This is a genomic window from Bradyrhizobium sp. USDA 3262, assembly GCF_054060035.1.
Window position 1 is genome coordinate 8140968 of the sequence record NZ_JBSSCT010000001.1, and the last position, 12359, is coordinate 8153326.

The following is a 12359-nucleotide window of genomic DNA, read 5'->3' on the forward strand; positions in this document are numbered from 1 at the left end:
GCCAGAGAATCAGTCTTGGGCGGGCTGAATTGACCGAAAAGGTCCCGATTCGGGACGATTTTGGCGGTTCAGGCGATCTTTTCTTCCCAGAGGGTGAGCACCGGGACCGGCTTCCCGATGGCGTAACCCTGGGCGTAGTCGACCCCGATCTGGCGCAGCTCGTCCAGGATCGCGAGGTTCTCGACGAATTCCGCGACCACCTGCTTCTGCATGATCTTCGCGGTCTTGGTGATCATCTCGACCATCGCCCGATCGACCTTGCTGTTCAGGATCTCCTTCACGAACGAACCGTCGATCTTGATGATGTCGACCGGCAGGTGCTTCAGATAGGCGATCGAGGACATGCCGGTGCCGAAATCGTCGAGCGAGAAGCTGCAGCCGATCTCGCGCAGCCGCGCGATGAACTTCTGCGCCTCGTCGAGGTTCGAGATTGCGCTGGTCTCGGTGATCTCGAAACACACCGATGCCGGCGAAACGTCAAGCTGTGCGAACAGCCCGGCGACGAAGTCGACGAAGTCGCTGTCGCCGATGGTGGCGCCGGACAGGTTGATGGCGTAGCTGGCAATCTTGCGCGGCTGATGCTTGCGCTCGGCGATGATCTCGAAGGCGCGGCGAACCACCCAGCGGTCGATCAGCGGCATCAGTCCGTAGCGTTCGGCGGCGGGCAGGAAGCTGCCGGGCGGCACCAACGCGCCGCTCTCGTCACGCAAGCGCAGCAAGAGCTCGCGCCGGTCGCTGCCTTTCAGCGCGCCGTTCACCGGGCGGATCTCCTGCTCGTAGAGGCAGAAGCGCTCCTCGTCCAATCCCTTGCGAATGCGATTGACCCAGCTCATCTCGGCAACGCGCACGGCCATGCCGGTGTCGGACGGACGGTGCTCCTGGACGCGGTTGCGTCCCTTGTCCTTGGCAAGGAAACAGGCGACGTCGGCAAGCCGCAACGCGTCCTGCACGCCGGCGCTGTCGGCCAGCCCGACCAGGCCGATGCTCGTGCTGATCCGGAAGCTCGACCCCTCATAGACGAAGTTCGACTGCTCGATCACCGCCCTGATCCGCTCCGCAACGTCGGTAGCGACGTCGTGCGTCGCGGAACCGTCGTCACGCAGCAGGATGCCGAACTCGTCGCCGCCAAGACGCGCGACAAGGCCGCTGCTGCCGACTTCGGCCGCGAGCAGCCTCGCCACCTGCTTCAGCAACCGGTCGCCCGCCATGTGGCCGCAGGTATCGTTGACGATCTTGAACTGATCGAGATCGATCAGCATCAGGTCCGCGTCCATGGCCGGAGAGCCCGACATTGCCTTGTGCAGTTCGAACTCGAACTGCCGCCGGTTGGCAAGGCCGGTGAGCGCGTCATGCGAGGCAGCCCACGCCAATTCCTCGACCAGCCGCCGCTCGGCGGTCATGTCGTGAATGATCATGACACGGCCCGCCGGTTCTCCGGCATGCACGATCGGGGTCTCGACCACCGAGACCGGCACGCTGGAATGGTCCGGCCGCACCAGGAGCTGCGGCCGGCTGTCGTCGTCGGCGTCGAACGATCCGCGCACCGGCTGCTCGGCAATGTTGAACAGCGACGCCAGCGGCCGTCCCGTCACCTCCTGCCCTGCCGCGATGAGCCGCTGCGCGGCGGCGTTCATGTAGTCGACCCGATCGTCCTGCGTCGTCACGATGACGGCATCGCCGATCGATGCCAGCGTAAGCTGGGCGCGCTCCTTCTCGACCGCGAGCGCGGTCTCGGCGAGCCAGCGCCGCCACAGCATCCGCCTCGTGTGGACCAGCACGATGCCGGCAAGGCAAGCCGCGATCACGAGGTTGACCAGCAGCAGCAGCGCGGAGACCTGGCGCGACGCCTTGCCCAGATGATCGGAGAAATCGACGGCGAGCGTGCTCAGCGCGGCATCGACCGTACCGATCCGCTCGGCCCAGTGCCTGATGGTCGCAGCCGACGGATCGTGCAGCGCGACGTCGTTCGCGGCCTCGTTCCGGATTTCAATCAGCTGATCGAGCAGCGCATCCGAATTACGCCATGCCGTCACCGCGCCGGCCACGTGGTGCATCTTGCGGAAATATTTGAACAGCCAGATCAGGCCGCCGATGTCGTCATCATGATTGCCTGCCCTGGCGAAGCCGACCCTCGCCACGGCGTCATTGTTGCCAGGCGATTCCAGGGCGAGCCGCGCCGTACGATCGGCCAGCGGCACCGCGATCGCGGCATCGAACTTCTGCAGATAGAGCGGCGCACCGGTGCTGACATAGGTCTGCAGGTAGTGAATGGCATCCTTCTGACCCTTCGACCACATGCTTTCGCCGGCCACATAGGCCCTGACGGCAGACATCACCTGCAGGCTGCCGGCAGACAGGCCGCCCAGCAGCAACACGATGGCCAGCAGAGGTCCCACCACCCGCCACAGTGCCCAGCTTCGAAACGAAAAGAACATGCCGAATGCGCCCGACCCTCAAATTTATCGGGTAAGCGTAGGAACCGTGACTTAACCTCACGTTGCAAAACGCGATGAGTTTGAAACGACCTGGCTGGAGCACAATTGCGTCAAACTTTACCCATCGCGGACAACCCCAGGGCAATCGCATATGGAAAGAAATCTGTCGGGCAGCGTCCTCGCGGCCATCCTTCGAGACGCCCGCCTTCGGCGGGCTCCTCAGGATGAGGTCTTGTTTTGCGGCACTATAGTAGACCCTCATGGTGAGGAGCGCCGCTTGCGGCGCGTCTCGAACCACGAGGCCGAGTTACCTCCGCAGCCGCGGAAGGGTCATATGCGATTGCCCTACGGACAACCCGGAGGCGCTCAGGGACGCAGTGTCGGCGACGTGTTCGGCACCGGCGCCTGCTCCATCTCGGCCTCTTCGGGCAGCTTGTCGGCATGGACGGCGAGCGGCGTGCCGATCCAGAGCGGATCGTCGTGGTGGTCGCGGCGCGGATTGGTGGTGTTGGGATGGACCAGGATGCTCAGACTGCCGTGGTTCAGCATCAGCCACGGCACCAGGGTCGGAAACAGCTCGGCCGCAAACGCCACCTGATACATCGCCTGATCGTGCGGGCCGACCTTGACGTCGTGCCAGCGTCCGAGCGTGACCAGGAAGCGCTCGCCGATCCAGTCGCGCAGCCGTTCCGCCTCGCCCCGGCCGGTCGCGGGGTCGTAATAGACATGGGCGTGGTAGCTCGCGATCTCGCCGATCGTGCGTGGCGCGTCCGTCATTTCACCTCTCCCTCCGCGGCCGGTCACTCGCGCCGCAGCACACTGAACTGGAACGACTGCGTCGCGCCCCAGGGCGTGACGTGCCGGTGCGCCTCATGCGCGATCAACTCGAATGCCGGACCGATGGTCCTGCTGAGCGTTGCGGGATCATAGCGCTGCACCGGCAGGCCGCTGCACTTCTCCGGGCCGTCCAGCGCGAAGGTGCCGATCACGGCGTGACCGCCTGCTTTCACGCCGCGATGCAGCCGGTCGAGATAGGCCGCGCGGTCTGGTTCCTCGACCAGGAAGTGAAACGCCGCGCGATCGTGCCAGATGTCGAAGGCCTGCTGCGGCTGCCAGACCGTCGCGTCACCTACGATCCAGTGCACCGCGTCACCTGCTGCGCCGATCCGCTCCCGCGCGCTCGCCAGCGCCGCTTCGGAGAGATCGAGCAGGGTCACATCATGAAAGCCGCTCGCCAGCAGCGCATCGACAAGTCGCGAAGCACCGCTGCCGACGTCGACGATCGAGGCGTCGCGGCCGGACGCAACCGATTCGATCAGGTGCAGCGATGGCTGCGGATCGGCCTGCGACCAGCTCACCTGCTGCTCGCCCTTGGTCAGATAGACGGCCTGCCAATGCGATTGGCGATCAGAAGCGGTCATGGCGATAGGTCCCGAAAGCGGCAACAACCTGCGTTGCGCGCCATTAACCATCAGCTAGGCGCGGCGATCTCTCGCGTCAACCGGCAGCGGCGGGCACGCACGGCGGCGCAGCAGCAAATGCCGCATTTGCTTCGCCGCATTTTCCAACTAACCTGATGGCCGGGTTGAGATCAGGGCGTCCGGGGATGGCCAATTTCGGCTGGACACGCGGCAACAAGCCTGCACAAGCGGAGGACGCCGCCAGCGATTTGCGCGGCCTTACCGATCCATTGGCGTTCCTCGCCGCGCTCGACAAGGTGGTCCCGCGCTATCTCGATCTCGCCGACAATGGCGTGCTGGTCTATCCGGCCTGCAAACGCAAGTCCGGCGATCTGCTCGGCGACATCGGTGCGATCTGGGAGCACACGCGGCTTGAAGCGATGCGCTATGTCCCGATGGTGCCGCGGCAGGACATCTCGCTGCTGGTCGATCCGGCCCGCCAGGCGGAGATGATCGATGCTTTCCTGCGCCAGCGCGCACACGACAAGACCGTCGTCGATTTCACCGGCACCGCGATCGAAGACTACGGGATCGCGATCTACGCCGGCCTGAACTGGCTGAACCATTGCGGCGCCCAAGTGGGTGCCGATCCGCAAAAGTTTTCCGGCACGTTGCGGAGCTTCCGCAGGGTCATGGTGGTCGCCCAACAGTGGTGGGCGATCGACGGCGCGGCCGAGCGCTGCCGGCAACTGCTGGAAGCGCGCGAACGGCCACCGCTGGTGTTCTTCCTGATGTGGGCCGAATGCACCAATTTGGCGCGCGAGATCGCGATCGCGGCGGCCGGTAGCGCGGCGACGGAAGACAGTATCGCGCGCATGCGCGCGGCCGATGATCCGGAGCAGCTGACGTAATGCGCGAATCTGACGCGCGGCCGCAGACTAGGGTGCGTGCTCATAAATCCTGTCCGCGTTCGAGACTTAAAGCGGACTCGCGGCCCTTTTAACCCAACTGCGACATTCGCCACGGTTCGGTCCACGGCAGCATGCGGACGCGCGCCTTCGAGCAAGACGACGCCCATGTGTTCTGCCGCGAGCCGGACGTGGAGAACGATGTCGCTTGCTTCATCGCCTTGCTGGGCGAGGTCTACCGAGACCTCGGTTTTCCCCAACTACGAGGTGGCGCTGGCCACGCGGCCGGCGGCGCGCGCCGGCGACGACGCGACCTGGGATTGGTCAGAGGCGAAGCTCGGCGATGCCGCGCGGCAATGCGGCCTCGTGTCTCAATCAATCCCGGCGAAGGCGCGTTCTACGGACCGAAGCTGGAATTCGCGCTGCGCGACCGGCTGGGACGATCCTGGCAGTGCGGCACGGTGCAGTTCGACTGCGTGCTGCCGCAGCGGCTCGAGGCGTCCTACGTCGCCCCCGACGGCAGCCGGGCCAGGCCGCTGATGATCCATCACGCCATCTTCGGATCGGTCGGCCGCATGATTGCGATCCTGTTCGAGCAACATGGCGGCGTGCTTCCGTTCTGGCTGTCGCCGGACCAGGTTGCGGTTGCGCCGATCTCGAAAGACCAGGCCGGATAGCGCACAGGTGCTGGCGGCGTTCGAGAATGCCGGGATCCGAGCCGTTGCCTATGACAGCGCCGGCCCTTTCGCGGCGCGTCGCGGTGGCGCGTGAAATGGCGGTGCCGGTGATGGCCATCGTCGGCGGGTGTGAGATGAGGGACGTCCGGGTAAGCCTGCGCGAGCGCGACGACTTACAGGCCGACGTTCCGCTGGCCGAGGCGGTGTCCCGCCTGCAGGCGAGGGCCCGGCCGGGCACCCTTGCGGCTGAAGCATGCGACAGTCGGGGCTTCGGTGGGTGTTGCCCAAGTAAGCGTTTCGAGCATCTGCGCGATGAGCACCATGTCCAACCTCTCATGACCCAATTCCCTGGCTTTCTCCCGCGAGCAAAATCAATCGCATCTGACGGAGCGAATGATCAGTTTTGCGCAAAATGCGCAATATGTCTTGAATACTGCGCGATATGAGCATATACGCGCCTGACGTTTGCTCGTTTTTATAGCAAAACGCGCAAAATGATCGGAAGTGCGTGGTGTGCGGGAGGACAACAGAAATGCAGGTTCCAATTAAGCGGGCGATCGAGAGCGTGCCGGGCGGGATGATGGTGGTCCCTCTGTTGGTCGGGGCGCTTATTGCCACCTTCTTTCCCGATACCCCGAAGTTTTTTGGCTCCTTCACCGGCGCACTGTTCTCTGGCGCGCTGACAATTCTCGCCGTGTTCTACGTTTGCATGGGCGCGAGCATCGACTTCCGCGCGACCCCCTACATTGTGAAGAAGGGCGGCACCCTGCTGATCGTGAAGGTTGGCGTGGCCGTTGTCCTCGGCCTGATCTTCGGCCGTATTTTGGGAGAGACGCCGGTCGCAGCTGGCATGTTCGCGGGTGTCTCGACGCTCGCGATCGTCGCCGCCATGAACGACACCAATGGCGGTCTCTATATGGCGTTGATGGGCCAATATGGACGTCCGCGTGACGTCGGCGCCTATACCGTCATGTCGCTGGAGAGCGGTCCTTTCCTCACCATGATCACTTTGGGCGTCGCCGGCCTCTCGGCATTTCCATGGCAGACCCTCGTGGGCGCTATCCTGCCTCTGGTGGTGGGTATGATCATCGGCAATCTCGACAGAGAGATGCGCGACTTCCTGAGCCGCGCGGTGCCTGTGATGATCCCGTTCTTCGCCTTCGCGCTCGGCGCCGGCCTCGATCTGTCGAAGGTTTGGCAGGCCGGCCTGCTCGGCCTCGGCATGGGAGTGGCCGTGGTGGTTGTGACCGGCATCCCGCTGTTCGTCGCCGATCGCATCACTGGCGGGAATGGTGTCGCGGGTGTTGCGGCGGCCTCGACGGCCGGTAATGCGGCGGCCGTCCCGGCGATTGTCGCCGCGGCGAATCCAGCCTATGCGGACGCGGCGCGGCCTGCGACTATCCTCGTCGCGGCCTGCGTCGTGGTTACCGCAATCCTCGTGCCGATCGTCACCGCCTGGACAGCCCGCGTTGTTGGTCGCGACGTCGAGGAGCCTGCAGAAGAGAACAACGTGGCTTCTGCCGGCAAGGTGACCCCCGCGGCGCGCTCGGTTGTCACTGAGGCAAGTCACTGAGGCAAAGTCACTGAAGCAGGTCGCTGAAGATGGCCCCTAAAGCGTTTTCGAGCGAAATGGATACTGGTTCGCGTCAAGAAAACGCGTCAAGCCAAAGCTGGCTGATCGTCGCTGACGATCTCACCGGTGCCGCGGACTGTGCGATCGCCTTCGGCAGAAGGGGGCGTGCGGCTGCGGTGACGTGGGGTGAGGTGACCGACGCGTCGGGCTACCAGCTGCCCGTCCTGGCCTACGATGCCGCGAGTCGAGGCCTTTCGGCCGGGGCCGCTGCAGCCCGCCATGCCGATGTGCTGGCGCGCCTTTGCGAAGGCGGACGTATTCTTTTCAAGAAGATTGACTCGACGCTGCGGGGGCAACCTGCAGCGGAGACTGCCGCCGCGCTTGCGCATCTCAAGTCACGGTCGGGTCCGGCCTTTGGCGTATTCGCGCCGGCCTTTCCGGCCACCGGCCGCACCACCATCGACGGGCGTATCCTGGTCGAAGGCCGCCCCCTCGAGGAGGCCGAGGTCTGGCACCGCGACCACACCTACCCGAATGCCGATCTTGTCGACGTTCTCGCGACCGCGGGCGTTCGCGGTGAGAAGGTCAAACTCGCTGCCGTGCGTGGTGGCGATCTCAAAGCCATGTTCGCGAGGCTCGCCCGGGAGGGCGACGTGGTCGCGGCCTGCGACGCCGAGACTGAACACGATCTGCGTTTGATCGCGGAGGCGAGCCTGCATGCATCGCCCGCAACCTTCTTCATCGGCAGCGCCGGCCTCGCGCACGCGCTGGCCGGCCTCGAAGTCAGCCATGCCGTCGAGCCGCTGCGCATTCCGACGAGCGCATCCGGCACCCTGATCGTGGTGGGCTCGCTCGCCGGCGCATCTCGCGCCGCCGCGCGCGAGCTGGAGGCGACCGGCACCGTGGCGCATTTCCCGGTCGCGCCGGAGACGCTGCTCAACGATGGTGCCGGCCGGGCGGCGCTCGCCGCGGACGTGATGAAACGACTTGCCGGCGGCGGCGATACACTGGTTGAGATCATGATGGATGATCACCCCGACATGTCGCTCGGCCCGCAGCTCGCCAAGGGGCTCGCCGACGCTCTTGAGGCCGTCGCACCCGCGATCGGCGCCTTCGCTGCGACCGGCGGCGAAACCGCCGCGGCGATGCTGTCGCGCTTCGGCGTCAACGGCATCCGTCTTGCCGACGAAATCGAGCCGGGCGTGTCGCTCGGCCTTACTCTTGGCCGATTGTCTGTTCCGATCGCCACCAAAGCGGGCGCGTTCGGTGACGAGAACAGCCTCATCCGCATCAGCGAGCGGCTTCGCGCCGTCCGAACCAGAGGAAGTTTCATATGACTCGTCCGATCATTGCGATCACCATGGGAGATCCGGCCGGTATCGGGCCCGAGGTGATCATGAAGGCGCTGGCGCAGCCTCAGGTGCGGGCGATCTGCAATGCGCTGGTGATCGGCGACTCCAACCGTCTGCGCAAGGCCGGTCAGATCGTCGGCGTGCCGCTTGAGGTCGATGCGTTGAGCGACGCGAAGCAAGCGAATTTTGCGTCGAAGGCCGTGCAGTGCGTTGACCTGAAGCTGGTGCCGGACGATCTGCCGTTCGGCAAGGTGTCGGCGACGGCAGGTGAGGCGGCATATCGCTATATCGAGAAAGCCGTGCAGGTGGTGCAGGCAGGCCTCGCGCAAGGCATCTGCACCGCGCCGCTTTCCAAGGAAGCGCTGCATGCGGCCGGCCACAAATATCCCGGCCATACCGAGCTCCTGGCGCATCTGACCGGCACGCCGGAAGTATCGATGATGCTGGTGTCGCCGAAACTCCGCGTCATTCACGTGACCACGCATATCGGCCTGCTCGATGCGATCGAGAAGATCGAGCCCGGCCTCGTCGAGCGTGTCATCGCACGCGGACATGACGTGCTGGTGCGCGCCGGCGTCGCCAATCCGAAGATCGGCGTCTGCGCCATCAATCCGCATGCCGGCGAGAACGGGTTGTTCGGTCGCGGCGAGGAAGCCGCGAAGATCGCGCCGGCTGTGGAAGCCTGTCAGCGCAAGGGCTGGGACGTGCACGGCCCCTTGCCTGCCGACACGCTGTTCTTCCTGGCCGGCCGCGGCGACTACGACATGGTGGTCGCGATGTATCACGATCAGGGCCATGGACCCATCAAGGTGCTGGGGCTGGAAGCCGGTGTGAACATCACTGTTGGTCTGCCGGTGATCCGCACCTCGGTCGATCACGGGACCGCCTTCGACATCGCGGGCAAGGGCATCGCCGACGAGCGCAGCCTGATCGAGGCGCTGCGGCAGGCGGTCGATCTCGCGCCGAAGAAGGCTGCTTGAGGGGGCTGCGCGGGCTTCTCAGGATGAGGAGCGAGATGCGCGTTAAGCGCTGACATTGCGCGGCCGATGCATCGTGGTATCCATCGGCCGTGCCGCGAAGCCGATACGGTCGGCTGACGGCAATGGATCCGGGGGCTGAGGTTCGATGTCGATGCGCAGCAAGGAGCGTCACGCTCGTCTGTTGGAAGCACTGAACGCGGGAGAGATCGATGTCGACGATCTCGCGCGGCGCTTCGACGTCTCCGCTTCCACCGTGCGGCGCGACTTGCAGCATCTTTCCAAGAACAATGCCGTGCGCCGCACCTATGGCGGCGCCATTCTCACCGCCCACGCGAACGAGACGACGCTCGAGCAGCGCCTCGCGGTTCAGGGCAAACAGAAGCAGGCGATCGCGCGCGCGGCGATCGATCTGATCGAGGACAGCGACACGCTGATTCTCGATGCCGGCTCGACGGTCGCAGCCTTCGGCCGACTGCTGCAGCATCGGCGGCTGCGCATCATCACCAACAATCTTGCGCTGCTGCCCTTCTTCGCCAAGGCTCCGAGCATAGAGCTTGTGGTGCTGGGCGGCGCGCTGCGCACCACCAGCATGAGCACCATGGGGCCGCTCGCCAATGAGGCGCTGCGGCGCATGACCGCGGACCGCGCCGTCATGAGCGCCGACGGCGTGGTGAATGGCCGTGGCCTGTGCGAAGCGGATCTCGAACAGGTCGCACTGAAGTCGCTGATGATGCAGCAGTCGAAGGAAGTCATCGTTCTCGCCGACGCCAGCAAGCTCGGCCGCGCCGAACAGATGGCCTGGGCGCCGCTGCCGCCGCGCTGGACTCTGGTGACTGATGTCGGCGCATCTGAGGAGCAGTGCAAGCGTCTCGCCGATGCAGGAGCGCGCGTGATCGTTGCCGGCGTTCGCTGAGCCGGCATCGCAATTTTTCGCGTGATCGGAGAAAAATATCGACCGAGGCGGGGTTGCGGTAAGGAATCGCTGAACTGGAGGGCAATGCCGTCAAGTTGAATCGCCATATGCTAGGTGGCGATCACCAGATTTGTGAGTACTCGCCCTGGGCAACGGAGTTCGCGTCGGCAGACAGCAGCTGTAGCTCCTTGGATTTGCGCGCGATGAGGCGGCCGAGATCGCCCTGCTTGTAGCTCTCGACGAACTTGACGGCGAAGCCGTTCGGCAGATGCCGGACCACCCGCCCGACGCAGGCGCCGATCGCAAGCGGCATGCCGACCGGCGGCTGCGCCTCGGAGGAGACCGCCGCGCCGGACAGCGACATGTCGATGATGAAGCAGCTCTGCATGGTGCCGTCCGCCAGCGTCAACATGGCATGCGGCGCGACCGGAACGAAACGCGGGTTGTTGCGCGCCTCGCGAATGCTCGGATCCTTTTGCTTCTTCTCGATCCAGGTCAGCTTGTCGGCGAACTTCTCACGCATGGCATGCGTCATCTCGAGCTCGAGCAGGAAGCTGCCGCTCATGGTTTCGGTGATGCAGCCGTCGAACTTGCCGAACTCCTCGAAATACGAAGTCAACCGGTCGCCGACCTTGCCGACGACGGGCACGTCCACGATCATCCGGAACGGCGAGACGCGCGTGGTGCGGCAAGCGAAGGTGCGCAATTTGCCCTGCGCATCGTACCAGTTCGGCAACGTGTAGCTGCCGTTGACGATGATCTTGACCGCGCGTTGCTTGAGAAACTTTTCGACGGACACGACTGAACCTCGCCCGAGGCGATGTGAGTGCACGGAGGGCTGGATTGACTGGCTTCACTGCCGGTCTGGTGGTGGGGACGTTCGCTACCGACGCGGTGGCAGCGGGGAGCTGCGGCACGTATCCCAGCGCGTGGCGGATTGGTCCTGGCGCGCAGGTGCGTACAGCCATACCGTCGAAAAACTAGGAAAAAGTTAAACCGGGACGGAGCGCGGGCGGCGCACTCTATGGCGCAACCGTTTCGCGGCGGTTTATTTTGCGAGCCGTACAACTACCGGGAGAGTTGTCGCCCGGCAATGCAATCGCGCCGTGCTCCAAACCGCCTGCCTCGGCTGCCGGCCGGGTGCTAGCCTTCGTCGAAATCAGACCGGACCCCTCATATGCCAAACATGTCGAACAAATCGCTTGCCGACGGCAAGATTCTGCAAGACGTCGTCGACGGCGTCGGCGTCATCACCTTCAACAATCCCGACAAGCGCAATGCGATGTCGCTGGAGATGTGGGAGGGGCTCGGCGAGGCGCTGACGGCGTTGCGCGACGATCCGGCCGTCCGCGTCGTGATCCTGGTCGGCGCCGGCGACAAGGCCTTCGTATCGGGCGCCGATATCAGCCAGTTCGAGAAGACCAGGCACAACGCCGAGGCCTCCGAGGAATATTCACGGCGCAGCGCCGCCCAGCGCGCCCTGCTCGCCGACTATCCGAAGCCGACCATCGCCTGCATCCGCGGCTTCTGCCTCGGCGGCGGCATGCAGGTCGCGATGCTGACCGATATCCGCATCTCCGGCGCCAGCGGCCAGTTCGGCATTCCCGCCGCCAAGCTCGGCATCGCCTATGGTTATGACGGGCTGCGCCACCTGGTGTCGCTGGTCGGCCCGTCCTGGGCGCGGCTGATCATGTATACGGGCATGCGGATCGACTCCACCGAGGCGCTGCGGATCGGCCTCGTCGATCGCGTGCTGCCGGACGCCGAGCTCTGGGACGCGACCATGGAGATCGCGCGCACCATTTCGGGCAACGCGCCGCTGGCGATCAAGGCCGCCAAGATCACCATTGCGCAGGTGCTGAAGGATCCCGCCGATCGCGACATGGCCGCGATCAAGCAGATCGGCATCGAATGCATGGACAGCGCGGACTTCCGCGAAGGCCGCAGCGCCTTCATGGAGAAGCGTAAGCCGCAGTTCAAGGGCCGGTAGCGGCGTCCTCATCCGCACCTGGCATAGCCCGGTTCAACCGGGCGAACCAGTACCACGGCTCATCGGCTCAAGCACAACCGCCTCTGAGATACTGGATCACCGGCATGCGCGGGTGACGACACCGGGTGGCT

The 12359-nt window shown here is 64.8% G+C and carries 12 protein-coding genes; 8 read left to right on the plus strand and 4 right to left on the minus strand.

Annotated elements, in window-relative coordinates; all coding sequences use genetic code 11:
* Positions 1 to 68 precede the first annotated feature (68 nt).
* From ACVWYP_RS38465 to ACVWYP_RS38475, 3 genes are all read right to left on the minus strand, one after another.
* On the minus strand, positions 69 to 2435 hold the full coding sequence (locus tag ACVWYP_RS38465; protein ID WP_304496964.1) for a putative bifunctional diguanylate cyclase/phosphodiesterase: 2367 nt from the start codon (positions 2433 to 2435) through the stop codon (positions 69 to 71).
* A gap of 366 nt (positions 2436 to 2801) precedes the next feature.
* On the minus strand, positions 2802 to 3212 hold the full coding sequence (locus ACVWYP_RS38470) for a DOPA 4,5-dioxygenase family protein (RefSeq protein WP_304496965.1): 411 nt from the start codon (positions 3210 to 3212) through the stop codon (positions 2802 to 2804).
* Between the two features lie 23 nt (positions 3213 to 3235).
* Positions 3236 to 3856: a class I SAM-dependent methyltransferase gene (locus ACVWYP_RS38475; protein WP_304496966.1), complete on the minus strand. Its 621-nt coding sequence runs from the start codon at positions 3854 to 3856 to the stop codon at positions 3236 to 3238.
* 185 nt (positions 3857 to 4041) lie between these two features.
* Between ACVWYP_RS38475 and ACVWYP_RS38480 the strand changes: the two genes are divergently transcribed.
* The 7 genes from ACVWYP_RS38480 (at position 4042) to ACVWYP_RS38510 (ending at position 10238) form a co-directional block, all read left to right on the plus strand.
* Positions 4042 to 4746, plus strand: a complete 705-nt coding sequence (locus ACVWYP_RS38480; protein WP_304496967.1) for a hypothetical protein — start codon at positions 4042 to 4044, stop codon at positions 4744 to 4746.
* 131 nt (positions 4747 to 4877) lie between these two features.
* Positions 4878 to 5420, plus strand: a complete 543-nt coding sequence (locus ACVWYP_RS38485) for an aminoacyl--tRNA ligase-related protein (protein WP_304496968.1) — start codon at positions 4878 to 4880, stop codon at positions 5418 to 5420.
* A 110-nt stretch (positions 5421 to 5530) separates the two neighbouring features.
* The gene (locus ACVWYP_RS38490; RefSeq protein WP_369525589.1) at positions 5531 to 5866 is read left to right on the plus strand and encodes a hypothetical protein; all 336 of its coding nucleotides are present in this window, start codon (positions 5531 to 5533) and stop codon (positions 5864 to 5866) included.
* An 86-nt stretch (positions 5867 to 5952) separates the two neighbouring features.
* Entirely contained in the window at positions 5953 to 6993 is a 1041-nt protein-coding gene (locus ACVWYP_RS38495) for a 2-keto-3-deoxygluconate permease (RefSeq protein ID WP_304496969.1), read from the plus strand.
* Between the two features lie 29 nt (positions 6994 to 7022).
* The gene (locus ACVWYP_RS38500; protein ID WP_304496970.1) at positions 7023 to 8330 is read left to right on the plus strand and encodes a four-carbon acid sugar kinase family protein; all 1308 of its coding nucleotides are present in this window, start codon (positions 7023 to 7025) and stop codon (positions 8328 to 8330) included.
* Positions 8327 to 9325, plus strand: coding sequence for a 4-hydroxythreonine-4-phosphate dehydrogenase PdxA (gene pdxA, locus ACVWYP_RS38505; RefSeq protein ID WP_304496971.1), 999 nt, complete (start codon positions 8327 to 8329; stop codon positions 9323 to 9325). Before ACVWYP_RS38500 ends, pdxA begins: the two co-directional genes overlap by 4 nt.
* A 145-nt stretch (positions 9326 to 9470) precedes the next feature.
* On the plus strand, positions 9471 to 10238 hold the full coding sequence (locus ACVWYP_RS38510; RefSeq protein WP_304496972.1) for a DeoR/GlpR family DNA-binding transcription regulator: 768 nt from the start codon (positions 9471 to 9473) through the stop codon (positions 10236 to 10238).
* Between the two features lie 121 nt (positions 10239 to 10359).
* Here ACVWYP_RS38510 and ACVWYP_RS38515 read toward each other — a convergent pair whose 3' ends face one another.
* Positions 10360 to 11037: a PilZ domain-containing protein gene (locus tag ACVWYP_RS38515; RefSeq protein ID WP_304496973.1), complete on the minus strand. Its 678-nt coding sequence runs from the start codon at positions 11035 to 11037 to the stop codon at positions 10360 to 10362.
* Positions 11038 to 11415: 378 nt separating this feature from the next.
* Here ACVWYP_RS38515 and ACVWYP_RS38520 point away from each other — a divergent pair, with 378 nt between their 5' ends.
* On the plus strand, positions 11416 to 12228 hold the full coding sequence (locus tag ACVWYP_RS38520) for an enoyl-CoA hydratase (protein ID WP_028338539.1): 813 nt from the start codon (positions 11416 to 11418) through the stop codon (positions 12226 to 12228).
* Positions 12229 to 12359: the final 131 nt, after the last annotated feature.

What these genes read in the sequence shown, in the direction of transcription:
- ACVWYP_RS38470 (WP_304496965.1), bottom strand. Translation starts at nt 3,212, where the DNA reads ATGACGGACGCGCCACGCACGATCGGCGAGATCGCGAGCTACCACGCC.
- ACVWYP_RS38475 (WP_304496966.1), bottom strand. Translation starts at nt 3,856, where the DNA reads ATGACCGCTTCTGATCGCCAATCGCATTGGCAGGCCGTCTATCTGACC.
- ACVWYP_RS38510 (WP_304496972.1), top strand. Translation starts at nt 9,471, where the DNA reads ATGTCGATGCGCAGCAAGGAGCGTCACGCTCGTCTGTTGGAAGCACTG.
- ACVWYP_RS38485 (WP_304496968.1), top strand. Translation starts at nt 4,878, where the DNA reads ATGCGGACGCGCGCCTTCGAGCAAGACGACGCCCATGTGTTCTGCCGC.
- ACVWYP_RS38480 (WP_304496967.1), top strand. Translation starts at nt 4,042, where the DNA reads ATGGCCAATTTCGGCTGGACACGCGGCAACAAGCCTGCACAAGCGGAG.
- ACVWYP_RS38465 (WP_304496964.1), bottom strand. Translation starts at nt 2,435, where the DNA reads ATGTTCTTTTCGTTTCGAAGCTGGGCACTGTGGCGGGTGGTGGGACCT.
- pdxA (WP_304496971.1), top strand. Translation starts at nt 8,327, where the DNA reads ATGACTCGTCCGATCATTGCGATCACCATGGGAGATCCGGCCGGTATC.
- ACVWYP_RS38520 (WP_028338539.1), top strand. Translation starts at nt 11,416, where the DNA reads ATGCCAAACATGTCGAACAAATCGCTTGCCGACGGCAAGATTCTGCAA.
- ACVWYP_RS38500 (WP_304496970.1), top strand. Translation starts at nt 7,023, where the DNA reads ATGGCCCCTAAAGCGTTTTCGAGCGAAATGGATACTGGTTCGCGTCAA.
- ACVWYP_RS38490 (WP_369525589.1), top strand. Translation starts at nt 5,531, where the DNA reads ATGGCCATCGTCGGCGGGTGTGAGATGAGGGACGTCCGGGTAAGCCTG.
- ACVWYP_RS38495 (WP_304496969.1), top strand. Translation starts at nt 5,953, where the DNA reads ATGCAGGTTCCAATTAAGCGGGCGATCGAGAGCGTGCCGGGCGGGATG.